The sequence below is a fragment of the Candidatus Brevundimonas colombiensis genome, assembly GCA_029202665.1.
GTDB classification, from domain to species: Bacteria; Pseudomonadota; Alphaproteobacteria; order Caulobacterales; family Caulobacteraceae; genus Brevundimonas; species Brevundimonas colombiensis.
Genome location: CP119326.1, coordinates 1,997,300 through 2,020,531, shown reverse-complemented (window position 1 = coordinate 2,020,531; position 23,232 = coordinate 1,997,300). Strand labels below are relative to the sequence as shown.

Annotated in this window: 27 protein-coding genes and 1 riboswitch; of the genes, 16 read left to right on the top strand and 11 right to left on the bottom strand. The window is 67.2% G+C overall.

Translation table 11 applies throughout. The annotated features are described in order from the left end of the window. Positions 1–104 precede the first annotated feature (104 nt). The 8 genes from lspA to P0Y50_09680 all read left to right on the top strand — a co-directional run bounded on the left by lspA (position 105) and on the right by P0Y50_09680 (position 6,205). On the top strand, positions 105–590 hold the full coding sequence (lspA, locus tag P0Y50_09715; GenBank protein ID WEK38825.1) for a signal peptidase II: 486 nt from the start codon (positions 105–107) through the stop codon (positions 588–590). 170 nt (positions 591–760) lie between these two features. Further along, positions 761–1,327: a DUF3035 domain-containing protein gene (locus tag P0Y50_09710; GenBank protein WEK38824.1), complete on the top strand. Its 567-nt coding sequence runs from the start codon at positions 761–763 to the stop codon at positions 1,325–1,327. 75 nt (positions 1,328–1,402) lie between these two features. Then, positions 1,403–1,846 carry a PaaI family thioesterase gene (locus tag P0Y50_09705; protein WEK38823.1) on the top strand — a complete coding sequence of 148 codons (444 nt, stop codon included), beginning with the start codon at positions 1,403–1,405 and terminating at the stop codon, positions 1,844–1,846. Positions 1,847–1,957: 111 nt separating this feature from the next. Next, entirely contained in the window at positions 1,958–2,665 is a 708-nt protein-coding gene (locus P0Y50_09700) for a Tat pathway signal sequence domain protein (GenBank protein ID WEK38822.1), read from the top strand. Beyond that, positions 2,665–4,467 (top strand): arginine--tRNA ligase, encoded by a 1,803-nt coding sequence (argS, locus tag P0Y50_09695; GenBank protein ID WEK38821.1) that lies wholly within the window; start codon positions 2,665–2,667, stop codon positions 4,465–4,467. Before P0Y50_09700 ends, argS begins: the two co-directional genes overlap by 1 nt. Positions 4,468–4,515: 48 nt before the next feature. After that, the gene (locus P0Y50_09690; GenBank protein WEK38820.1) at positions 4,516–4,755 is read left to right on the top strand and encodes a hypothetical protein; all 240 of its coding nucleotides are present in this window, start codon (positions 4,516–4,518) and stop codon (positions 4,753–4,755) included. 5 nt (positions 4,756–4,760) lie between these two features. Continuing rightward, positions 4,761–5,183, top strand: a complete 423-nt coding sequence (locus P0Y50_09685; protein ID WEK41560.1) for a type II toxin-antitoxin system VapC family toxin — start codon at positions 4,761–4,763, stop codon at positions 5,181–5,183. Continuing rightward, on the top strand, positions 5,180–6,205 hold the full coding sequence (locus P0Y50_09680) for an adenosine deaminase (protein WEK38819.1): 1,026 nt from the start codon (positions 5,180–5,182) through the stop codon (positions 6,203–6,205). Before P0Y50_09685 ends, P0Y50_09680 begins: the two co-directional genes overlap by 4 nt. A 189-nt stretch (positions 6,206–6,394) precedes the next feature. Here P0Y50_09680 and pncA read toward each other — a convergent pair whose 3' ends face one another. The 3 genes from pncA to P0Y50_09665 all read right to left on the bottom strand — a co-directional run bounded on the left by pncA (position 6,395) and on the right by P0Y50_09665 (position 9,209). Further along, positions 6,395–7,024, bottom strand: coding sequence for a bifunctional nicotinamidase/pyrazinamidase (gene pncA / locus P0Y50_09675; GenBank protein WEK38818.1), 630 nt, complete (start codon positions 7,022–7,024; stop codon positions 6,395–6,397). A 15-nt stretch (positions 7,025–7,039) separates the two neighbouring features. Then, on the bottom strand, positions 7,040–8,005 hold the full coding sequence (locus P0Y50_09670; protein ID WEK38817.1) for a class 1 fructose-bisphosphatase: 966 nt from the start codon (positions 8,003–8,005) through the stop codon (positions 7,040–7,042). 163 nt (positions 8,006–8,168) lie between these two features. Further along, entirely contained in the window at positions 8,169–9,209 is a 1,041-nt protein-coding gene (locus P0Y50_09665) for an alpha/beta hydrolase (protein WEK38816.1), read from the bottom strand. A gap of 105 nt (positions 9,210–9,314) precedes the next feature. Further along, a riboswitch (glycine riboswitch) is annotated at positions 9,315–9,412 on the top strand. 140 nt (positions 9,413–9,552) lie between these two features. Here P0Y50_09665 and gcvT point away from each other — a divergent pair. From gcvT to P0Y50_09630, 7 genes are all read left to right on the top strand, one after another. After that, a complete protein-coding gene (gene gcvT, locus P0Y50_09660) occupies positions 9,553–10,665 on the top strand; it encodes a glycine cleavage system aminomethyltransferase GcvT (GenBank protein ID WEK38815.1) in 1,113 nt (370 codons plus the stop codon). Between the two features lie 153 nt (positions 10,666–10,818). Beyond that, positions 10,819–11,184, top strand: coding sequence for a glycine cleavage system protein GcvH (gcvH, locus tag P0Y50_09655; protein WEK38814.1), 366 nt, complete (start codon positions 10,819–10,821; stop codon positions 11,182–11,184). Positions 11,185–11,327: 143 nt separating this feature from the next. Beyond that, complete coding sequence (gene gcvPA, locus P0Y50_09650; protein WEK38813.1) at positions 11,328–12,680, top strand: aminomethyl-transferring glycine dehydrogenase subunit GcvPA; 1,353 nt, start codon at positions 11,328–11,330, stop codon at positions 12,678–12,680. Next, the gene (locus P0Y50_09645; protein WEK38812.1) at positions 12,677–13,129 is read left to right on the top strand and encodes a hypothetical protein; all 453 of its coding nucleotides are present in this window, start codon (positions 12,677–12,679) and stop codon (positions 13,127–13,129) included. Before gcvPA ends, P0Y50_09645 begins: the two co-directional genes overlap by 4 nt. A 5-nt stretch (positions 13,130–13,134) precedes the next feature. Further along, complete coding sequence (gcvPB, locus tag P0Y50_09640) at positions 13,135–14,694, top strand: aminomethyl-transferring glycine dehydrogenase subunit GcvPB (GenBank protein WEK41559.1); 1,560 nt, start codon at positions 13,135–13,137, stop codon at positions 14,692–14,694. Positions 14,695–14,937: 243 nt separating this feature from the next. Next, entirely contained in the window at positions 14,938–15,342 is a 405-nt protein-coding gene (locus P0Y50_09635) for a PGPGW domain-containing protein (protein ID WEK38811.1), read from the top strand. 132 nt (positions 15,343–15,474) lie between these two features. Beyond that, complete coding sequence (locus P0Y50_09630; GenBank protein ID WEK38810.1) at positions 15,475–15,945, top strand: hypothetical protein; 471 nt, start codon at positions 15,475–15,477, stop codon at positions 15,943–15,945. A gap of 75 nt (positions 15,946–16,020) precedes the next feature. Here the strand turns inward: P0Y50_09630 and P0Y50_09625 are convergent, their stop codons facing one another. The 5 genes from P0Y50_09625 to P0Y50_09605 form a co-directional block, all read right to left on the bottom strand. Next, positions 16,021–16,536: a F0F1 ATP synthase subunit B gene (locus P0Y50_09625; protein ID WEK38809.1), complete on the bottom strand. Its 516-nt coding sequence runs from the start codon at positions 16,534–16,536 to the stop codon at positions 16,021–16,023. Next, positions 16,536–17,108 (bottom strand): hypothetical protein, encoded by a 573-nt coding sequence (locus P0Y50_09620; protein WEK38808.1) that lies wholly within the window; start codon positions 17,106–17,108, stop codon positions 16,536–16,538. The genes P0Y50_09625 and P0Y50_09620 overlap by 1 nt, the downstream gene beginning before the upstream one ends. Positions 17,109–17,176: 68 nt before the next feature. Further along, positions 17,177–17,401 (bottom strand): F0F1 ATP synthase subunit C, encoded by a 225-nt coding sequence (locus tag P0Y50_09615; GenBank protein ID WEK38807.1) that lies wholly within the window; start codon positions 17,399–17,401, stop codon positions 17,177–17,179. A gap of 57 nt (positions 17,402–17,458) precedes the next feature. After that, positions 17,459–18,250: a F0F1 ATP synthase subunit A gene (locus P0Y50_09610; protein WEK38806.1), complete on the bottom strand. Its 792-nt coding sequence runs from the start codon at positions 18,248–18,250 to the stop codon at positions 17,459–17,461. 6 nt (positions 18,251–18,256) lie between these two features. After that, positions 18,257–18,616, bottom strand: a complete 360-nt coding sequence (locus P0Y50_09605; protein ID WEK38805.1) for an AtpZ/AtpI family protein — start codon at positions 18,614–18,616, stop codon at positions 18,257–18,259. A gap of 250 nt (positions 18,617–18,866) precedes the next feature. Between P0Y50_09605 and ispH the strand changes: the two genes are divergently transcribed. Then, complete coding sequence (gene ispH, locus P0Y50_09600; GenBank protein WEK38804.1) at positions 18,867–19,838, top strand: 4-hydroxy-3-methylbut-2-enyl diphosphate reductase; 972 nt, start codon at positions 18,867–18,869, stop codon at positions 19,836–19,838. A 73-nt stretch (positions 19,839–19,911) separates the two neighbouring features. On the opposite strand, the gene P0Y50_09595 is transcribed toward ispH, so the two are convergent. The 3 genes from P0Y50_09595 to P0Y50_09585 form a co-directional block, all read right to left on the bottom strand. Then, positions 19,912–21,519 (bottom strand): ATP-binding protein, encoded by a 1,608-nt coding sequence (locus P0Y50_09595; protein ID WEK38803.1) that lies wholly within the window; start codon positions 21,517–21,519, stop codon positions 19,912–19,914. A gap of 61 nt (positions 21,520–21,580) precedes the next feature. Beyond that, complete coding sequence (gene scpB, locus P0Y50_09590; protein ID WEK38802.1) at positions 21,581–22,252, bottom strand: SMC-Scp complex subunit ScpB; 672 nt, start codon at positions 22,250–22,252, stop codon at positions 21,581–21,583. Between the two features lie 147 nt (positions 22,253–22,399). After that, on the bottom strand, positions 22,400–23,221 hold the full coding sequence (locus P0Y50_09585) for a ScpA family protein (protein WEK38801.1): 822 nt from the start codon (positions 23,219–23,221) through the stop codon (positions 22,400–22,402). Positions 23,222–23,232 lie beyond the last annotated feature (11 nt).

Here is a 23,232-nt window from a genome sequence, read left to right as displayed (position 1 = left end):
CCATCGAGTTCTTCGCTTCGCTCAGTCCCGGAATGACGACCGGGGGGCGGGTCGCGGCCGTTTTCCGCTTCGCCCCGGCGGCGCTTCCTGCTAACCGGCCCCGCATGAAGATCACCCGCCTCGCCGTCACCGCCTATGTCTTCGCGCTTCTGATCATCCTGCTGGATCAGGCGACCAAGGCCTGGGTCATCAGCGGCCTGAGCCTGCACGAGGTCGGGCGCGTGGCGGTGCTGCCGCCCATCCTGAACTTCAGCTGGGTCGAGAACACCGGCGTCAGCTTCGGCCTGTTCGGCGGGGGCGAGGCGCGCTGGGGCTTGGCCATCTTCTCCATCATCGTCTCGGCGGGCCTGGCCTGGTGGGCGACCCAGTCGAACCGGCGCCTGCTGATCACGGCCATCGGCTTCGTCATGGGCGGGGCGCTCGGCAATGTGATCGACCGCATCCGCTTCGGCTATGTGGTCGACTTCATCGACTTTTCGGGCACGGGCGTCTTTCCGTGGGTGTTCAATGTGGCGGACAGCGCCATCACCATCGGCGTGATCCTGCTGATTCTGGACAGCCTGATGTCCGACAAGCCCAAGAAAGCCTGAGCGGCTTTCGCTGGTCTCGAGCCTGATTCACGGTTTCGGCGGGGTCGCCCGCCTCGAACGATCAGGCTCTAGGTTGGCGCGGCCCCCGAAAAGTCGTAATCACCCCGTCTTCACTATGCCAACGGCGCCCTCGCGGCGCCTCGTGCATCAGCCGACCAGAGCCTGAAACCATGCGTATCCGCAGTGTCGCCGTCCTGACCCTCGTCGCCTCCTCCGCATTGGCCGTCTCGGCCTGCGGCAGCCTGAAGCAGGGCATCGGCCTGACCAAGGTGGTGCCGGACGAGTTTGTCACCGTCTCGACCGCCCCGCTCAGCGTGCCGCCGGAATACGGTCTTCGTCCGCCCGCGCCCGGCCAGCCGCGTCCGCAGGAGCTGGCCCCCGAAAGCGCCGCCCGTCAGATCCTGCTAGGTCAGCGCCAGGCCGTCACCCGCACGCCGGGCGAACAGGTTCTGGTGGCCCAGGCCGGCGGCGAACAGGCCGATCCCCTGGCCCGCTACGTCGTCGACGACGAGTTCGGCGACCTGGCGCACAAGGACGAAAGCTTCGCCAACCGCCTGATGTTCTGGCGCAAGAACGATCCCTCGACCCAGACGGCGACCGTGCGTCAGACCGCCGAGGGCCAGAAGACCATCGACGCCGCGTCCGAGGCCGAGCGCCTGCAGGCCCTGACCGGCGGCCATCAGGCCATCACCATCCAGCCGCGCCGCAGCGGCGGCTTCAAACTGCCGGGCCTGTAAGGGCCGCATCGGGATCGGACGCTTGCCACGGCGGCGTCCGTCCTTATTGTGAACGGACCTGATGGAGCCGTTCTCATGACTGAAACCCTCGATATCGCCGCCCTGTCCGGGGTCGAACAGTTGCGCCTGGGCCTCAGCGGCGGTTTCGTCGCGCCCATCGCCCGCACCGTCGGGTTCGACCTGACCGAGGTCGAGGAAGGCCGGGTGGTGTTCGAGGCCGTGCCGACGGCCGCCGTCTATAATCCCCTGGGGTCGGTGCATGGCGGATGGATCGCCACCGTGCTGGATTCGGCCTGTGGCTGCGTGGTCCATTCGACGCTGCGGCCGGGCCAGACCTATACGACGCTGGAGCTGAAGACCGTCTTTCACAAGGCGCTGAGCGCCGGCACGCCCGTCCGCGCCGAGGGCCGAATCGTCCAGGCCGGCCGCCGCGCCGCCTTCGCCGAGGCCGATCTGCGGGGGTTGGACGGGCGGCTGTACGCCACCGCGACCTCCACCTGTCTGGTGATGGAGCGTTAGACCGCCAGCAAGCGTTTGCCGCGCCTCGCTTTAGCCGCTATCAGCGGCGAGCGTTCAACGGTCGGCCGCCGATCGTCGCGCGCCCCTTTTCGCTGTCGGAAATATAAGCTGATGCGTCGCGTCCTCACCGCCCTGGCCGCCTTCTCTATTGCGGCCTCCGTCCTGCCGGTCGCCGCCGAGGCCCAATCCCAACGTCAACGCCAACGCGGGGGCCAGCAGCAGCAGGCGTCCGGCGATGACGCCGCCCCGCGCCGCACGCCGCGCATCGCGCCCTTGCGCCGCCGCGTCAACGCCGGTCCCTGCCCCTATGTGAAGGTGCTGTACGACGCCGCCCGCTACGTCGAAATCGAAGGCGGCCGCGCCGCCGTGGCCAATGTCGGCTACACCGGCGAGATCGAGGGCGTGTCCTCCGATTGCGAATACCGTGAGAACGATCCGATCCGCGTGGACATGAACGTGCTGTTCAATCTGGGGCGCGGCGCCCAGGCCGCCGGGGACCAGCGCACCTATCGCTACTGGATCGCGGTCACCGAACGGAACACAGCCATCCTGTCCAAGGAATATTTCGACCTGCCGGTGAACTTCCAGGGTCAGCGCACGGCGTCCGTGACCGAGGCGCGCACCATCACCATTCCGCGCGCCGAGGCCACCACCAGCGGCAGCAATTTCGAAATCCTGGTCGGCTTCGACGTGACGCCTGAAATGGCCGAGTTCAACCGTTCGGGCAGCCGTTTCCGCGTCAACGCCGGCGCGACGCCGGCCGCGCCCGCCCCGGCCTCCGCGTCGACCTCCGCCCCGACAACGGCGCCGAACCCGTAATGGCTGATCTGAAGACCGTCCTCAGCGAAGCGGTCGCCGCCGCCTTCGCCGCCGAAGGCGTGGACGCGGCCCTGGCCCGCGTGACCCCGTCCGACCGTCCGGACCTGGCCGACTTCCAGTCCAACGGCGCCCTGGCCGCCGCCAAGGCGTTGAAGGCCAATCCGCGCGAACTGGCCGGCCGGATCGCCGAACGCCTTTCGGCCGATCCGCGCTTCGCCTCGGTCGAGGTCGCCGGTCCCGGATTCATCAATCTGAAGATCGCCGACGCGGCGCTGGCCGAGCGGGCCGAGGCGGTCGCCGCCGACGTCGATCATGCGGGCGCAGCCGTCGTCGCCGATCCGCGCAAGGTCGTCATCGACTTCGGCGGCCCGAACGTGGCCAAGCCGATGCACGTCGGCCACCTGCGCAGCGCCATCATCGGCGAGAGCCTGAAACGCCTGTTCCGCTTCCGCGGCGATCATGTCACCGGCGACGCCCATTTCGGCGACTGGGGCTTCCAGATGGGGCTGCTGATCGTGGCCTGCGGCGACGAGGCTCTGGCCGACGCCTTCATGGTCGAGGGCGACGGTCCCTTCCCGGCCGAAAGCCCGGTGACGCTGGCCGATCTGGACCGGCTGTATCCTCTGGCCGCCGGCAAGGCCAAGGAAGACCCAGAGTTCCGCGACCGCGCCCGCAAGGCGACGGCCGAACTGCAGAACGGCCGTCCCGGCTATCGCGCGCTCTGGCGACATTTCGTGGCCGTCAGCCGCGAGGCGCTGAAGCGGGAATACGGCGACCTGTCGGTCGATTTCGACCTGTGGAACGGCGAGAGCGACGCCGATCCGGTGATGCCGGAAATGCTGGCGCATCTGAAGGAAACCGGCCTGCTGGTCCCCGACGACGGCGCCCAAGTGGTCCACGTCGCCCGCGACGGCGAGACCCGCAAGAAGAAGCTGGCCGACGGTTCGGTGATCGAGGCGCCCTCGCCCCCGCCGCTCTTGGTCATCAGCTCGGAAGGCTCGGCCATGTACGGCACGACCGACCTGGCCACCATCCTGGACCGCAAGAAGTCGATCAACCCCGACCTGATCCTGTACGTCGTGGACGAACGTCAGGCCGAGCATTTCGAACAGGTGTTCCGCGCCGCCTATCTGGCCGGCTACGCCCCCGAAAAGTCGCTGGAGCATCTGGGCTTCGGCACCATGAACGGGCAGGACGGCAAGCCGTTCAAGACCCGCGCGGGCGGGGTGCTGAAGCTGCGCGACCTGATCGATCAGGCGACGGACAAGGCGCGCGAACGCCTGCACGAGGCCAAACTGGGCGACGACCTGTCGCCGGAAGAATTCGAGGCCATCGCCCACAAGGTGGCCATCGCCGCCCTGAAGTTCGCCGACCTGTCGAACGCGCGCACCACCAGCTACGTCTTCGACCTCGACCGGTTCATGAGCTTCGAAGGCAAGACCGGGCCGTATCTGCTGTACCAGTCGGTGCGGATCAAATCCCTGCTGAGGAAGGCGGCCGAACAGGGCGTCGCCCCCGGTCCCATCGTCATCGCCGAACCGGCCGAACGCGATCTGGCTTTGACGCTGGACGCCTTCTCGACGGCCGTGTCGGACGCCTATGACAAGCGGATGCCGCATCTGGTCGCCGAACACGCCTATCGCGTGGCGCAGTCGTTCTCGAAATTCTACGCCGCCTGCCCCGTGCTGGTCGCGCCGGACGAGGCCGTGAAGCGCTCGCGCCTGGCCCTGTCGGCGGCGGCGCTCAGCCAGCTTGAGATCGCGCTGAACCTGCTGGGCATCGAGACGCCCGAGCGGATGTAGCGACGACGCCCATCGCGTGCTATATGTGCTAGCACGAGGAACGCGAACATGCCTGTCAGCCTTCACGTCCGAAATATCGACGACGACATCGCCATCGCTCTGAAAAAGCGCGCCCACGAGAACAATCGCTCGGCAGAGGCGGAACATCGCGAGATTCTCCGCAAGGCTTTGACGCCTCGTATCGACGCCGAATGGGAACGCCGCGCCGCCGCCCTTCGTGACGCCACCGAGGGCAAGCTCAGCACGCCCTCCGAAATCCTGATCCGCGAAGATCGGGATTATCGTTGATCGTCGTGGACGCCAGCGTTGCGATCAAGGTCGCCTTGCATGAGCCCGACAGCCCCATCGCCGTCGCCGCCTTTCGGGCCCAACCTTGGTCGGCGCCCGATCTGATCCTGTCGGAATGCGCCAACATCATCTGGAAGCGCTGCCGGATGGGCGACATCACCAGCCATCAAGCGATGCAGGCGGTGGAGTTGATCGAGACGATGAACCTCTATGTGGAACCTGGTCGCAGGCTGATCGAAAGGGCGGTGCAGTTGGCGATCGCCTTGGAACATCCGGCCTATGACTGCTTCTACGTCGCCCACGCCGAACAGTTGGGTGTCCCGTTTCTGACGGCGGACAAGAAGCTGATCGGCAAGGTGCGGGCATCGGACGCGACGAACATCGAAGTCATGAGCCTGGACGACTATGCGCAGGAGAACGGCCTATGACCGGCGAACTCGACACGGACCTTCACGCCTATATCGCCGGCCTGCCCAAGGCCGAGCTGCACCTGCATATCGAGGGCAGTCTGGAGCCGGAACTGATGTTCGAACTGGCCCGGCGCAACGGCGTCTCCATTCCCTACGACAGCGTCGAGGCGGTGCGGGCGGCCTATGATTTCTCGAACCTGCAGGACTTTCTGGACATCTATTACGCGGGCGCCGCCGTCCTGCTGACGCGCCGGGATTTCGAGGATCTGGCCTTCGCCTATTTCCAGAGGGCCGCCGCCGACAACGTCCGCCACGCCGAAATCTTCTTCGACCCTCAGACCCACACGGATCGCGGCGTGTCGTTCGGCGTGGTGGTCGAGGGGCTGATCGCGGGCATGGACCGGGCCAGGGTGGAGCTGGGCGTGACCAGCGGCCTGATCCTCAGCTTCCTGCGCCACCTGACCGAAGACGAGGCCTTCGCCACGCTGGAAATGGCCAAGCCCTATCTGCATCATTTCATCGGCGTGGGGCTGGATTCGTCGGAGGTCGGCCATCCGCCGTCGAAATTCCAGCGCGTCTTCGCCGCCGCGCGTGAGCTGGGCCTGAAACTGTGCGCCCACGCGGGCGAGGAAGGCCCGCCCGCCTATGTGCATGAGGCGCTGGACCTGCTGCACATCGACCGGATGGACCACGGCAACCGTTCGATGGAGGACAAGGCCCTGATCGAACGTCTGGCGGCCGAACGGATGACCCTGACCGTCTGTCCGCTGTCGAACCTGAAACTGCGCGTGGTCGATGATCTGAAGGACCACCCGATCCCCGAGATGCTGCGCCGGGGCCTGCACGTCACCCTGAACTCTGACGACCCGTCCTATTTCGGCGGCTATGTGAACGCCAACTACAGCCAGTTGGCGGACGCGGTCGGCCTGACGCGCGACCAGGTGACGCAACTGGCGAAGAACAGTTTCGAGGGGTCGTTCCTGAACGACGCCGACAAGGCCGCGCGGATCGCCGAGGTCGAGGCCTACGCGCAGCGCTGACCCCTCCCCTTTTCGTCATTCCGGGCGAAGGGCCGCTTGGCCCGAAGACCCGGAACCCAGCGGCGCCGAAGGCGAAATGCGTCCGCCGCACGCCCCTGAAACATCAGATTCCGCGACAGGTTCGCGCTCTCGCGCGCCGCTGGGTTCCGGGTCTTCGCTACGCTTCGCCCGGAATGACGAAGGGAAGGATCAGATAAGCCTGTCGGCCTTAATCTCGGTGACGCCCAGCGCGCGGAAACTGTCCAGCGCGGCGGTTTCGGTTTGCGGGGCGATGGCGCGGCTGGCGTCGGCGATGACGACCGCCTCGAACCCTTCGCGCACCGCGTCCTCGGCGGTGAAGCGGACGCAGTAATCCAGGGCCAGGCCCGCCAGGAACACCCGTTTCACGCCCAGATCGCGCAGCAGGCCCGCCAGGCCCGTCGGCGTCCGGTGGTCGTTCTCGAAGAAGCCGGAATAGGAATCGACCGCCGGATTATAGCCCTTGCGGATGACGGCGACGGCGCGGTCGAGGGTCGGCTTCACCTCCGGGTGGAAATCCGCGCCGACTGAACCCTGGAGACAGTGATCGGGCCACAGCATCTGGCGGCCGTAGGCGACCTCGATCTCGGTGAAGGGGGCCGCGCCGGGGTGGTTGGAGGCGAAGGAAATCTGGTCCGGCGTGTGCCAGTCCTGGGTCACGACGACCCGACCGAACCGTTCGGCCAGCCGGTTGATCAGGGGCATGATCCCCGCCCCGCCCTGAACCGCCAGCGCCCCGCCCTCGCAGAAGTCGTTCTGCGGGTCGATGACCAGAAGGGCGTCGGCGGGACTGATGATCATGGCTCAGACTCCAGATCAGGCGCCCGCGAAGGCGTCGATCTCGTTGGCCGAACCCAGGGCGACCGGAATACGCTGGTGCAGTTGGGTCGGCTGGACGTCGAGGATGGGCTGGACGCCGTCGGTGGTGGCCTTGCCGCCCGCCTGTTCGATCAGGAAGGCCATCGGATTGCCCTCGTACATCAGGCGCAGCTTGCCGGGCTTGTTCGGCTCGCGCTTGTCCCACGGATAGAAAAAGACGCCGCCGCGCATCAGGATACGGTGGACATCGGCGACCATGGCCGCGACCCAGCGCATGTTGAAGTTCTTGCCGCGCGGACCTTCCTCGCCCTGCAGCAGGGCCTGCACATAACGCTGCACCGGCTCGGCCCAGTGACGCTGGTTCGAGACATTGATCGCGAATTCCTTCGTGTCCGGCGAAATGGCGATGGCGTCGTGGGTCAGGAACCATTGGCCGTCACCCGCCAGGGTGAAGCCCTTCACGCCGTCGCCCGTGGTCAGGACCAGCATGGTCTGCGGCCCATAGACGGCATAGAGGGCGGCGGCCTGATGGCGGCCCGTTTGCAGGAAGTCGCCCTGTGTCGGCGCGGCGGACGGCGACTTCAACACCGAGACGATGGTGCCCACCGGAGCGTTGATGTCGATGTTGGACGATCCGTCCAGCGGGTCGAACAGGGCCAGATATTCGCCCGCCGGATTGGTCGCGATCTCGGCCTCGTCCTTCTCTTCCGAGGCGACCCCGGCGATGGCGGGACAGGCCAGCAGCGCCTGGGTCAGCATGTCGTCGGTCATGACGTCCAGCTTCTTCTGTTCCTCGTCCTGCACATTGATCTGGCCGGACGCGCCCAGCGCCCCGGCCAGGGCGCCGCCCGCCACCACCTCGCTGATCTCGGCGCAGGTCCGGCCCACGATGGTCAAGACCGACTTCAGGCCGTCCGGGATGTCCAGGGCGGCGATATGGGCGTCGAGGGGGGTGCGGGTCATGCGGTCGGTCCGGTGCGGCTGTGGCGTCGCCCGTTCTTGGCGGGCGACAGGCGCCGCCGCAAGAAAAACCCTCTCTCAGCCCTGCCGCCGCCATCCCAGGCCCAACAGCGGGCCTATGCATCCTCGGGACAAGCCCGAGGATGACGGGTGTGGTGGCGCAGGATCAGATCGGCAGGATGGCCGTGCCGAAGGCGCGCTTCAGTTCGTGGGCGGCGAAGGTCTGGGCCGCCATGGCGTCGGGCACGACCATGGCCATGCCGAAGAACTCGTGCGTCGAACCGTGGAACGTCTTGTGGCGCACATCCACGCCCGCTTGCTCCAGCTTCTCGGCCAGAAGCTCGCCCTCCGAACGCAGCGGGTCGATTTCGGCACAGATCACCGTCGAGGACGGCAGGCCGGAAAGGTCGGCGTTTTCCACGATGTTGATGCGCGGGTCATGGGCGTCGGCTTCGTTTTCGAAGATGTGCTTCACGAACCACTTCATCATCGGCTTGTTCAGCGGCTTGGCGTCGGCGTTCTCGACGTAGGATTCATTTTCCATATCCACGCCCGCGACCGGATAGACCAGCACCTGATGCATCGGCAGACGAAGCCCAGCGTCGCGCGCCATCATCGACACGCCGATGGCCAGGTTGCCGCCCGCGCTCTCGCCCATCACGGCCACCTTCTGCGGATCGCCGTTGAAGCTCTGGGCGTTGTCCAGCACCCAGCGATAGGCGGCCAGGGCGTCGTCATGGGCGGCGGGGAAATGATGTTCCGGCGCCTGGCGATAATGGACAGACACCACGATGGCGTCGGCCATCTTGGACACGCCGCGCGGCCCGCCGTCGTAGACGTCCAGATCGGCGATCACGAAACCGCCGCCGTGGAAATAGACGACGACCGGGTGCAGCTTGTCCTCGGAATGGTCGTGCGGCCTGTAGATGCGGGCCTGGATCGGACCGTCGGCGCCGGGGATGGTGATGTCCGTCGTCTTGACGCCCAGATCGTCGGCCTTGGGCTCCTTGCCCGCCTTGCGCAGCAGGGCATGGACCGCGTCGGTGGGCGTCGGCTGCTGGCGCGCCTCGGCCGGCGACAGGGTCTCGATGGGTTTGCCGCCCAGAGAGGCCAGTTCATCCAGCACCTTCTGCATGGGGCCGTCGGCCTTGGCGGGGGTGTCGCGCGGCGTGTCGTTGTCGCCGAACAGCTTGTCTATAATCGACATTTTCGTTTTCCTGGGGTTCAAGCGGGGGATCGGGGGGACAACCCACGCCAGCCGACCTTGTTCCGCCGACGCTTGACTTGGCATGGGAGTCGATGCCTTAGGTCGATCGCTCTCGCGGGAGAGTTCGGGGACGGGCGACCGGCTTCGACGCCGAAGGCGCAACCGCCCCGGAAACGCTCAGGCAAACGGACCGCGACAGCATACGGACGCTGGAAAGCCGCCCTTCACGGGCGCGCCGACGGAGCAAGGCGGAAACGCCGGAATCTCTCAGGCTTCAGGACAGCGGGGGCGCGAGGACGGCGGCGAAGCTCCGCCACAACACGCGACCGCGAAAGTCTGGACCATGACCGACCAAGTTCTGAAAACCACGCCCCTGAACGCCGCCCACCGTGCGCTGGGCGCCCGCATGGTCGGCTTCGGCGGCTATGACATGCCGGTCCAGTACGAAGGCGTTCTGGCCGAACACCGCTGGACCCGCGAGCACGCCGGCCTGTTCGACGTGTCCCACATGGGCCAGTGCAAGATCACCGGCGCGGACGCCACGGCCCAGTTCGAACGCTTCGTGCCCGGCGACTATGAGATCCTGAAGGCGGGCAAGCAGAAATACAGCCTGCTGCTTAACACCGACGGCGGCGTCATCGACGACCTGATGGCGGGGCGTCCCGACCACGACGGCCTGTTCGTCGTGGTCAATGCGGGCAACAAGGACGAGGATTTCGCCTTCTGGACCGCCAATCTGCAAGGCGACGCCAAGCTGACGGTGCTGGACCGCGCCCTGATCGCCATTCAAGGCCCGGAGGCCGCCGAGGTCATGGCCGCGCACGAGCCGGTTCTGGCCGAGATGGGCTTCATGGAGACCGCCCGCCTGATGCTGTTCGGCGCCGACTGCTATGTGTCGCGCTCGGGCTATACCGGCGAGGACGGCTATGAGATTTCGGTCCCGGCGGACCAGGCCGAGCGCATCTGGAACAGCCTGCTGGAAGACGCCCGCGTCAAGCCGATCGGCCTGGGCGCCCGCGACAGCCTTCGCCTGGAAGCCGGTCTGCCGCTGCACGGCCACGACATCGATGCGTCCACCAGCCCGGTCGAAGGCGCCCTGACCTTCGCCCTGTCCAAGTCGAGGAAGGAACGCGCCGACTTCAACGGCGCCGAGCGTATCCTGAAGGAACTGGCCGATGGTCCCACGCGCGTCCGCGTCGGCCTGATCGTCAAGGAAGGCGCCCCGGCCCGCGAAGGCGCCGAGATCGCCGACGCCGACGGCAATGTGATCGGCAAGGTCACCTCGGGCGGCCCCTCGCCCAGCCTGGGCAAGAACATCGCCATGGGCTTCGTCCCGCCCGCCTTCGCGGCGCTGGGCACAGAGCTGAAGGTCATCGTGCGCGGCAAGTCCGCCGCCGCCGAGGTCGTGGCCATGCCCTTCGTGGCGCAACGCTATTACCGCAAGCCGAAGGCGTAACATTCACCCCGTCACCCTCGGCCCCCGGATCAAGTCCGAGGACCAAGGGCCGGATTATCCGCCGCATTGCGTCGGGATCAACGCAGAGAACGATCCGCCTTACGATCCTCGGGTCAAGCCCGAGAATGACGGGGTGGAAGATGGAGAAGACAGATGAAGTTCACCAAGGATCACGAGTGGGTCAGCCTGGACGGCGACATCGCCACCGTCGGCATCTCCAAACACGCCGCCGACGCCCTGGGCGACGTGGTGTTCGTCGAAGTGCCCGAGGTCGGCAAGACCGTCTCCAAGGGCGACAGCTTCGCCGTGGTCGAGAGCGTCAAGGCCGCGTCCGACGTCTATGCCCCCGTTTCGGGCGAGGTGATCGAGGCCAATGACGCCCTGTCCACCGCCCCGGAAACCGTCAACTCCGCCGCCGAAGCCGGCGGCTGGTTCGCCAAGATCAAGGTCTCGGACGCCGCCGAACTGGACGCCCTGATGGACCAGGCCGCCTACGACGCCTTCCTGGCCACGCTCTGATTTCTCCTTCCGCTCATCCCCGCGAAGGCGGGGACCCAGTTCTTTCGCGAGAACGGGGCTGGGACGAGCGGAAAACTCCTCCGGCCACATCGGTCGCCCAAAGCACTAGGTCCCCGCTTTCGCGGGGATGAGCGGATTAGAACATGCGTTACCTCCCCCTGACGCCCGACGACCGCACGGCGATGCTCGCCGCCATCGGCGCGAAATCCATCGACGATCTGTTCGTGGACGTGCCCGAGAGCGCGCGTCTGGCCGGTCCCGTCGATCTGCCCCGCGTGGCGGGCGAACTGGAGGTCGAGCGCGCCCTGTCCGCCATGGCCGCCAAGAACGCCACGGCCGGCGCCGTGCCCTTCTTCTGCGGCGCGGGAGCTTATAGGCACCACGTCCCGGCGACGGTGGATCACGTGATCCAGCGCTCGGAATTCCTGACCAGCTACACCCCCTATCAGCCGGAAATCGCGCAAGGGACCCTGCAGTATCTGTACGAGTTCCAGACCCAGGTCGCGAACCTGACCGGGATGCCGGTCGCCAACGCCAGCCTCTATGACGGTTCGACCGCCATGGCCGAGGGCGTGCTGATGGCCACGCGCGTCACCCGCCGCAACAAGGCGGTGATCTCGGGCGGCGTTCACCCCCACTACGTCAAGGCGACCGAGACCGTGGTTCACGCCGTCGGCGTGGAGACCCAGGTGCTGACCCCAGCCTTCGACGCCGAGGCCGCCGTCATCGACCAGATCGGGCCTGACACGGCCTGCGTCGTCGTCCAGACCCCCAACGTCTTCGGCACGGCGACCGACGTGACCCGGATCGCCGAGGCCGCCCACGCCGCGGGCGCCCTGCTGATCGTCGTGGTGACGGAGGCGGTGTCGATGGGCCTGCTGAAATCGCCCGGCGAAATGGGCGCCGACATCGTCGCGGCCGAGGGCCAGTCCATCGGCAACGCCCTGAACTTCGGCGGTCCCTATGTCGGCCTGTTCGCCACGCGCGAGAAGCTGATCCGCCAGATGCCCGGCCGCCTGACCGGCGAGACGGTGGACGCCGACGGCGAACGCGGCTTCGTCCTGACCCTGTCGACGCGCGAGCAGCATATCCGCCGCGACAAGGCGACGTCGAACATCTGCACCAACTCGGGCCTCTGCACCCTGGCCTTCACCATCCACATGAGCCTGCTGGGCGAGACGGGCCTGCGTAAACTGGCCCTGCTGAACCACGAAAAGGCCGTGGCCGCGCGCGACGCCCTGGCCGCCATTCCGGGCGTAGAGGTCCTGACGCCGCGCTTCTTCAACGAGTTCGCCGTCCGCCTGCCCCAGGGCAAGAGCGCCGCCGAAGTGGTGCAGACTCTGGCCGATCATCACATCCTGGCGGGCGTGCCCTACAGCCGCCTCGCGCCCGACGCCGGCATGGACGACGTCCTGCTGGTCGCCGCGACCGAGACGACGCTGGATGCGGACATCCAGATCCTCGCCAAGTCGCTGTCGAAGGTGCTGGCGGCATGATCCTAGCTGTCCTTTCAACTGGGCTTGCGATCATTGGCGGCGGACTCGATGAGGCTGAACAGCCCGCACTTCCCGCGGATCAGCTGGCTCAAACCTGCCTGTCAGAAAGCGCTGGCCTGTTTGTGTTGAGCATTGCCGCAGGTCGTGAAAGTCCCAACGAGAAGGCCGCGCAGCAAGCGAAGCGTATTTCGGAAATCTGCCGAGATGTTCGTACCCAGCTTCAACCGCTTGAGCATGTTTGCCTGAATGCTGTGGCGGAGAACGAGCACCTCGCGCAAGCGATTGCTGATGTTTACTCGGGCCACATTTCGCCACCGAGTTTCGCATCAGCTCAAGCCGAACGCGCTTCGACTGCAGAAGCCGACGACCATCAGACTGAACGAAACTCACAGTGCGAGGGGCGGATGTCGGCCCTCAAACAGATGACGCTGGCGGGAGAAAGCCAATGAGCACCATGAACACCGTCGGCCGCCCGACCGCCCCGAACGCCGTGACCACAAAGCCCGCCACCCTGACCGGCGGTCGCGGCCTGTTGCAGAACGAGGCCCTGATCTTCGAGGGCGAAGGCTGGGGCAAGACCGGCGTCGATCTGCCGGAACCCAAGACGGACGGCGCCGACCTGGGCGACCTGGTTCGCCAGGACCCGATCGGCCTGCCCGGCCTGTCCGAGCCCGAGGCCATGCGCCACTATGTGCGCCTGTCGCAGAAGAACCACGCCATCGACCTGGCCATCTATCCGCTGGGCTCGTGCACGATGAAGCACAACCCGCGTCTGAACGAGAAGATGGCGCGTCTGCCGGGCTTCTCGGACATCCACCCGCTGCAACCGATCTCGACGGTGCAGGGCGCGCTGGAGCTGATGGATACGCTGGCGCACTGGCTGAAGACCCTGACCGGAATGCCCGCCGTGGCCCTGTCGCCCAAGGCCGGCGCGCACGGCGAACTGTGCGGCCTGATGGCCATTCGCGCCGCGCACGAGGCCTCGGGCCAGCATGAGAAACGCCGCAAGGTTCTGGTGCCCACCTCCGCCCACGGCACCAACCCGGCCACCGCCGCCTTCGTCGGCTATTCGGTGGTGGAAGTGGCCCAGACCGAGGACGGCCGCGTGGACGTCGCCGATCTGGCCGCCAAGCTGGGTGACGACGTGGCCGCCATCATGGTGACCAACCCCAACACCTGCGGCCTGTTCGAGCGCGACATCCTGGAGATCAGCCGCCTGACGCACGCGGCGGGCGCCTATTTCTATTGCGACGGGGCCAACTTCAACGCCATCGTCGGCCGGGTGCGTCCGGGCGACCTGGGCGTCGACGCCATGCACATCAACCTGCACAAGACCTTTTCGACGCCCCACGGCGGCGGTGGTCCGGGCGCGGGTCCGGTGGTGCTGTCCGAGGCCCTGGCGCCCTTCGCGCCCGCCCCCTGGGTCGTGCATGACGACCACGGCTATCGCCTGATCGAACGCGAGGAGGACGAGGCGGTCCAGGCCTTCGGCCGCCTGTGCGCCTTCCAGGGCCAGATGGGCATGTATGTGCGTGCCCTGTCCTACATGATGAGCCACGGCTCTGACGGCCTGCGTCAGGTGGCCGAGGACGCGGTGCTGAACGCCAACTACATCAAGGCCCGCCTGTCGGACCTGATGAGCGCGGCCTTCCCCGATGGCCCCTGCATGCACGAGGCTCTGTTCGACGACGAATGGCTGAAGGGCACGGACATCACCACGCTCGACTTCGCCAAGGCGATGATCGACGAGGGCTTCCACCCGATGACCATGTATTTCCCGCTGGTCGTCCACGGCGCCATGTTGATCGAGCCGACCGAAACCGAGTCCAAGGCCGAACTGGACCGCTTCATCGAGGCCATGCGCCTGCTGGCCCAGGCAGCTAAAGCCGGCGACGTCGACCGCTTCAAGGGCGCGCCCTTCCACGCCCCAATGCGTCGCCTGGACGAAACCCGCGCCGCCCGCTCGCCGGTGCTGCGCTGGTCGGCGCCGGAAGGCTCCAACCAGGCGGCGTAGATATTCACTCATCATCCCAGGGCTTGTCCCTGGGATCTCGCGCCCGCCCGACACCCGAATGACGTCCCGGACCAGCGGGATCATGACCAAAGCTTCATTCGACGGACACCGATCCGCCACCGAGTCCCGGCCTGAATAGGCTGTGGCGCGGTCGTCACGGTCGCCCTTTCCTTTCCCGACGAGGGATCGCGCGACCGGGGCGATCGTTGTCACACCGACTGCTGCTTCCCATCTGGCGTGTTCGTGACCTCCCTGCCCGTCGTCCTACCCCCATTCGCCAAGCCCCGCAGCCGCGCGCTGCGGACGGTTCGACGCTGGGCGCTGATGATCGGCGGCCTGCTGGTCGTGTTGCTGGGCATACTGATCGCCCCCCTGCCCGGCCCGGGCGGCGTTCCCGTCATCGCCGTCGGTCTGGTGCTGATCCTGAAAAGCTCGTTCTGGGCCAAGCGGCAGTTCATCCGCGCCCAGTACGCGCGGCCCAAATGGATCTATCCCTTCCGCCGTCTGATGCGGAAGAAGCCGGAGTTCGCCCCTGTCTTCTGGCAGCAGGCGCTCAGGGCCGAAAAGGTGGTCGTCAAACGCTCCGGCCGTCGGCTGTCGCGCGCCCGCAAACAGCTACGCCGCTATTTCCGCAAGCTGTTCCGCTAGTTGACGGCTGTCTCGCGGTTGCGTTGCTGCAACCGCTAACCACGGCATCGTGAACCCGGCCGCCGGGCGACAGGCGTATCGTGACCCTGCGTTATCAGAGAACCACTCAAGGCGTTGGGAGGCGCTAAGGTCATGATGTCACGCGTACAAAAGGGTCTGATCGCCGGGGTTGCGGCGACGGCGGCCGCCTCGTTGCTCGAAATCCCCAATATGTTCCTGAACTGGTTCGATCCGTTCCAGGGCGTCATCGCCTCGATGATCGGCATGCCCGGCAATCTGACGATGGGCTGGGTGATCCACCTGATCAGCGGGGTGTTCATCCTGGGACCGCTGTTCGCGATCCTGTGTCCCCGACTGCCGACCGATACGCCCGAAACCAAGGGCATCGTCTTCGCGGTCGGCGCCTGGATTCTGATGATGGGCGCCATCGTCATGTTCGGCAACTATCGCACCTTCACCGCGGGCGCGGGTTTCGGCACCTTCGCCTGGCTGCTGGTCACCCATGCGGTGTTCGGCATCGTGCTGGGCAATGTCTATGCCCGGCTGGTCAGCCGCGAAAAGCGGATGGGCGCAACCCTCGTCGGCGGCGCACCCGCCCACTGAACCCCGTCCGGGACGCGCAGAAAAAAGGCCCCCGACGTCGCCGTCGGGGGCCTTTGTTTCCTTGACGCACCGGCCTCAGTTCAGGCGGTCGCCGATCTGGGCGATGGCGCCGTCCAGCAGCGGGTCCTTGGCGCCGGAGGCCAGGCGTGCGGCCAGAATCTGCTCCGCAGCCTTGGCGGCCAGATCGGCGGCGGCGGCCTTCACCTCGGCGGAGGCCTGGGCCTCGGCCTGGGCGATGCGGTTCTCGGCCATGGTCTGGCGACGGGCCAGGGTCTCTTCCAGCTTGGCCTTGGTTTCGGCCTCCAGACGGCGGGCGTCGGCCTCGGCCTGGGCCAGCATGTCGGCGGCCTGGGCCTCGGCCTCGGCCTTCTCCTTGCGGATTTGGGCCAGCAGGGCCTCGGCCTCGGCGCGCAGCCGGGCGGCCTCGTCCAGGTCGGACTGAATCTTGACGGCCTTGGCGTCCAGCGCCTTGGCGGCGATCTTGGGCACGCCGGCGGCGACCAGGATGGCGAAGAACAGGATCAGGCCGATCCCGACCCAGATCTCCGCATTGGCGAAGCTCCAGATGCCGTGCTCGAAGATCAGGTTCATCAGGCGGCTCCCTTGACGGCGGCCAGTTCGGCGGCGGTCGCGCCCTTGCCGGTCAGCCGCTCGAGCATGGCGGCGGTCGTGTCGGCGGCGATGGTGGAGACATTGCCCATGGCGGCGTCGCGCGTCCTGCCGATGGCGGCCTCGGCCTCGGCGATGCGGGCGTTGACGACCGCCTCCTCCGCAGCCTGACGGGCGTTGGCCTCTTCGGCGACGCGGGCCTTGGCGGCGGCGGCCATGGCGCGGGCGTCGGCGCGGGCCTTGGCGACCTCGGCCTGGGCTTCGGCGGCCTGGCCGGCGGCCTCGGCCTGGACCTGTCGCGCGGTGGCGACGGCGTTGGAAATCGTGTCGGCCCGCTCATCCATCACCTTGCGAAGGCGAGGCGCGAAGACCTTGGAAACCAGCAGATACAGAACGACGAACAGGATCAGCAGATAGCCGATCTGGCCCGCCCAGTGTTCGAACTGGAATTGCGGCAGGCCGCCCGAGCCGTGCTCGGCCGCGGTCGCCGTCTCGGCGTGCAGGTCCGCTTCTACCGAAGGGGGCACTGCGGCTGTAGTGTGGGTGCTGGCCATGAACCGTCTGCTGCTGGATCAGATGAAGCGGCGCGCGGGCGAACCCCGCGCGCCGTTATCGACTGATATCAGCCGAAGATCATCAGGATGCCGAGCACGAAGGCCAGGATGCCCAGGGCTTCGGCAAGGGCGGCGCCCACGAACAGGTTGCCGACTTGGCCGGCGGCGGCCGACGGGTTGCGCAGGGCGCCGGCCAGGAACTGGCCGAAGATGTTGCCCACGCCCAGAGCCGAACCGATCATGCCGAGGGTGGCAAGGCCGGCGCCGATGTATTTTGCGGCTTCAGCGTCCATGATTGTATTCCTAGATTAAAGTCGTTGGTGGTTGGGGTGAAAAGACTGGTCCGGCCCTTAGTGGGCGTGGTCCAGGTTGACCACATCGTTGAGATAGATGCAGGCCAGAACGGCGAAGACGAAGGCCTGGAGGAAGGCCACCAGGAACTCCAGCGCGGTCAGGGCGACGACCATGCCCAGCGACAGGGCCGCGACCGGGAAGGCCAGCAGGCCGATGCCGCCGCCCAGGCCCAGAAGGCCCAGGGACACGACGAAGCCGGCGAAGATCTTCAGCGCGACGTGGCCGCCCAGCATATTGCCGAACAGACGCAGCGCCAGGGTGACGGGACGCAGCAGGAAGGAGACGAACTCGATCAGGCCCACGACCGGGCGCAGCAGCAGGGGCGCGCCCATCGGCCAGAACAGCTTGAAGAAGCCTAGGCCGTTCTTGGCGAAACCCACCACCAGGACCAGGCCGAAGGTGATCAGGGCGAAGGTGGCCGTGATCGCCAGTTGCGACGTCGCCGTGAAGGTCAGGAACAGGCCCAGGATGTTCATGCCCAGGATCAGGATGAACAGGGTGAAGACGAACGGGAAATATTTGCGGCCGTCATGGCCGATGATCGAATCGGCCAGATTGTCGATCAGGCCGAACACGCCCTCGCCCGCCGCCTGCAGGCGGCCCGGCACGATCTTGGCGTTCGACGTCACGGCGGTCAGGAAGCCCACGATCAGCAGGAAGGCGACGGTCATGGCCACGTGAGAATTGGTCACCGCCAGATGGACCGGGCCGAGCACCGGCACATCGACCATGCCGAAATCCAAACCCCGGATGGGCTGGATCTGAAACTGATGAATCGGATCGGCCATGAAGCCCTATCGTTCCCCGTCTTCGTCGGCCTCGACATAGGGTTCGGCCGGAGCCGACGTACCCAAAGCCTTGGCCTGCGCCATCAGCCGGTTGGCTGTGCGACGCGCCATGTAAATCGACAAGGCGAAGCCCAGAAGGACCCCGCCGATCAAACCCCACGGGCGGGTCCCGAAGACCCAGTCCGCGATGAAACCGAACGCCAGACCCACGAAGACGCCGCCGAGAAGCTCGGCGATGATCTTATAGGCCTGACCCGACACCTGCTGGCCGGTCAGCTCGGCGGATTTCTCCACCGTGGTCCGCGCCTCCAATGCGGATGCGCTCTCTTGGAGGCGTTTGATCGCCTCTTCGCGCGATTCCGACATAGGGGACAGGACCTGTGTGCTCAGCGTGCGGATGGTGGTCCGAACGGGTCTGAATTCGGCGCGGAAACTAATCGTGAGCGGCCATCAGGTCAAGGCGTCGTGATCACCGGCTAAGTCGTCGGAAATGCACGATTTTCCGCGCCTGTGGACAAGCCGTGACGATGCGCCGCTGTCGCAACCGCCAGAATCCCGCCTCATGCGCGCCGCCTCGACATGGCGATGCGAGGCGGAAACGACTAGGTTCCGCGCCATGAACGCCCACGTCCCGCCGCCCGCCGCTCCGCTCCGCCCGATCTCGGTCCGTCTGGCGACGCCGCGCGGTTTCTGCGCCGGGGTGGATCGGGCCATCCAGATCGTCGAACGGGCCATCGAGAAATACGGCGCCCCGGTCTATGTGCGCCACGAGATCGTCCACAACCGCCATGTGGTCGAACGCCTGAAGGCCATGGGCGCCGTCTTCGTCAAGGAGCTGGACGAATGCCCCGACGACCGGCCGGTCGTCTTCTCGGCCCACGGCGTGCCCAAGTCGGTGCCCGCCAGCGCCCGTGCGCGCGAGCTGTTGTTCCTGGACGCCACCTGCCCCCTGGTCTCCAAGGTCCATGTCGAGGCCGAGCGTCATCATGACGCGGGCCGCCACATCGTCCTGATCGGCCATGCGGGCCATCCGGAGGTGATCGGCACCATGGGTCAGTTGCCGCCCGGCGCCATCACCCTGATCGAGACCGAGGAAGACGCCGAGCGATTCGAACGGCCCGGCGACGCGCCCCTGGCCTACGCCACCCAGACCACCCTTTCGGTGGACGACACCGCCGGCATATTGAGGGTGCTGAAGCGCCGCTTCCCCGAACTGCCCGACCCGCACAAGGAAGACATCTGCTACGCCACCACCAATCGCCAGGACGCGGTCAAGGCGCTGGGCGAGGGCTGCGAACTGGTGCTGGTGGTCGGGTCCAGGAACTCGTCCAACTCGGCCCGGCTGGTCGAGGTGGCGATGCGCGCGGGCGCCCTCGCCGCCTATCTGGTGGACGACGCCTCTCAGGTCGACTGGGCCTGGTTCGACGGGGTCGATACGGTCGGCGTCACCGCCGGCGCCTCGGCGCCCGAACCGCTGATCGCCGCCCTGGTCGACGCCATCCGCGCCCGGTTCGACGCCACGGTGACCGAGGACTCTGGGGCGCGCGAGACCGTGACCTTCAAACTGCCGCGCCTGCTGACCGCCTGAACCGCCGCAGGTCGGGTGGTCAAGGCATGGCCGTGTTCCCAGGCGCCCATCCGCGCGCCTGATCCTCGAACCGTCAGGTCCGCGCCAGCGGCAGGGGCGCGCGGAACAGGCTGCCGACGCCCGGGGTGGACACCACCTCGATCCGGCCGCCCATCAGCACCGCCAGCCCATGGGCGGCGGTCAGGCCCAGCCCCAGCCCCTCGGCCGTGCGGGTGCTGCTCTCGTCACCCTGGGTGAAGGCGTCGAACAGGCGCGCCACCTCGTCGGGGGTCATGCCCGGCCCGGTGTCCTCGACCTCCAGCACCAGATTGCGGCCGGCCAGGGCGCGCAGCGTCACCTGGCCGGTCCGGGTGAAGCGCACGGCGTTGTCGACCAGGGCCGCCAGCAGCTTTTCGATATGCACGGGGTCGCCCAGCCATTCGCCCTCGACCGCCTCGACCTTCAGGACCAGCCCCTTGGTCGCCGCCGCGCCTTCGAAATCATTGGCGACCCGCTGCAACAGATTGTCGGCGCGAAAGGGCCGCGTCTCCAGCATCACCGAACCGTCACGCAGCCGCACGACGTCCAGCAGCTCCTCGACCAGCCGAAGCTGCTGGCGACCCGAGGCTTTCAGGATTTCCAGCCGGTCGCGCTGTTGCGGCGTGATCGCGTCGGCGCCGATCACCTCGGCCATGCCCAGGACGCCGTTCAGGGGGGTGCGCAGTTCGTGGCTGACGTTGGACAGGAAGCGGGTCTTGGCCCGGTTGGCCGCCTCCGCCTTGTCCAGCGCCATCGACAGGGCCGTTTCCGAGGCGCGAAGGCGTCGGATGTCCTGCGCCACCCGCCACAGCAGGGCGCCGCCGCCGACCAGCAGCAGGGTCGCCAGCATCAGCAGCAGCGGCCCGGCATGACGCAGGATGTCCGCGCCCGGCCGCTCGGGCGTCCACAGGATACGCCCCAGCAGGACCCCGTTGGGATCGCGGATGTCCACGGCTCCGCGCCCCGGCGGCGGCGGCGCGTCGCCCACGGAGAAGGCCGGATCGACCAGGCCGAGACGATCGTGAATCTGTGGAATGAGGCTGTCGAACCGCTTGAACGACGCCACCGCCGGGTCTGACGCGGGGACCTGTCCTTTCAGGGTGTGGCGCACGATGGTCGACGTGCCCATCAGATAGACGGTTCCCTCCACCTTCACGATCGCCGGCCTCAGGGTCACGGCGTTCAGCGCCACGGTCGAACGGTCGCGCCGGGCCGCCGCCGCCCTCAGGGCGTCCACGATGGGGCGGGCGGATCGGGCGAAGGGGTCGGCGGCGTCGGCGCCGGCTGGCCCGCCGTTCTTGGAGATGCGGAACAGATTGCCCGCGTCGTCATAGCCCAGGGTGATCGGCAGCTTGCTCTGCGCCTCGTAGAATCCGCCCAGGTGGCGGTCCCACCAGACGACGTCGCCCCCGCCCGTCATATGGTCGACCGCGTCGTCCCAGACCGACGCCGAGGTCAGGTCCTCGCCTATGGCCTGCAGGGCGCGCGCGACGCGACGCTCGACCAGCTTCTGCTCCTTGACGGCCTGGTGGGCGTCGATCGCCTGGCTGACCACCGCCAGCACGCCGATCATTCCGGCCATCGATCCGATCAGCAGCACCGCCGCGATACGGAACGCGGCCCACGCCTGAGGGCCGGATGGTGAAGCAACGCCACGAGACATGATCGAGCGCTAACATCGGCGCGATAAGACAAGATGAACGCCGCCCCGCCCCCGATCCGGATCAGCGGTCGTCGTTGACGAAATCCTGGGCGAACTCGGGCGTCTCGTCGTCTATGGGCAGGGTTCCATCCTCGTCGTCGGCCTCCGAGGCGCGGCTGGGATCGGGCACCTCGAACCCGACCGGCAGCGACAGGTCCAGCAGGCCCGCCGCCTTCATCTCCTGAACGCCGGGCAGGTCGTACAGGGTCGCCAGGCCGAAATGCTCCAGGAACCGGTCCGTGGTCGCATAGGTGACGGGCCGCCCCGGCGTTCGCCGACGCCCGCGCAGCCGCACGAACCCCATCTCCAGCAGCAGGTCCAGCGTGCCCTTGGAGATCGACACCCCCCGCACGCTCTCGATCTCGGCGCGGGTGACAGGCTGATGATAGGCGATGATGGCCAGGGTCTCCAGCGCGGCCTTGGACAGGCGGCGCGGCTCCTCGCGCTCCTGGGTCATCATGAAGGCCAGGTCGGGCGCGGTGCGGAACCGCCAGCGGTCGGCGACGCACTCCAGCTCGACCCCCCGCCCCTCGTAACGGGCGCGCAGCCCGGCGATGGCGCGCGCGACATTGCAGGTCTGGGGCAGGCGGGCGGCGATCTCGGCGGCGGTCAGCGGTCCGGCGGCGGCGAACAGCAGGGCCTCCACCCGGCGTTCGATCTCGGCCTCGTCGGGTTGGAAGGACAGGTCAGACATCCGCCCCCCCGTTCATCCCCGCGAAGGCGGGGACCCAGTTCTTTCGCCTCACCGGCGCGTGGGCTGACCACACAGGCTTTGCGGCATGCCTCTTTCGCCCAAAGCACTGGGTCCCCGCCTTCGCGGGGATGGGCGGAAGGCGGCGGGTCAAGGCGTCAACTCCAACGGCTGTCCCGGTCCGCGCCGTTTCAGATACAGGTCGGCGAACGCCTGGGCCTGGCGAATATCCATCGCCCCCTCCTTCACCAGCTCCAGACTGGCCGACAGGGTCGAGGCCGTATAGCTGGCCTGGCTGGGGCCGTCGTCGTCCTGGCGATGGGGGGCCACTTTTTCCAGCGGGGTCCAGTCGGCCAGTTTGGGCATGATTTCCCGCAGCCAGTCGCGCGCGGCTTCCAGCGGAAAGGCCTCGACGCGTTGGCCCGGCGCATACCGCCGCGCCTCTTCGCGCCGACGCTGCACCACATAGGCGCTCATCAGCTCGTACAGGCTGGCGTCGATCCGATCGGACGGCACGATGACCGTCGCTTCGGGGTCGCCGCGCGTGAAGACGTCGCGTTTCAGCTGGGGCCGGGCCATCAGCTGTTCGACCGCCTTTCGCATCGCCTCCAGCTTCTGCAGGCGGAAGGCCAGGGCGGCGGCCATCTCCTCGGCGGGCGGCTCCTCAGCCTTGCCCTTGTCGGTGCGCGGCAGCAGCAGCCGCGACTTCAGATAGGCCAGCCACGACGCCATCACCAGATAATCGGCCGCCAGGGCGAAGTTCCTGCGCCGCGCCTCATGCACGAAGGCCAGATACTGTTCCGCCAGCTGGGTGATCGACAGTTTCAGCAGGTCGACCTTCTGGTTCCGCGCCAGGGCCAGCAGGACGTGCAGCGGCCCTTCATAGCCGTCCAGATCGACGACGAAGGCCTCGCGGTCCTCGACCTCGGCGACGGCGGTGAAGTCCAGATTGGGCTGGAAGGCGTCGGTCATTGTCTTGGCCT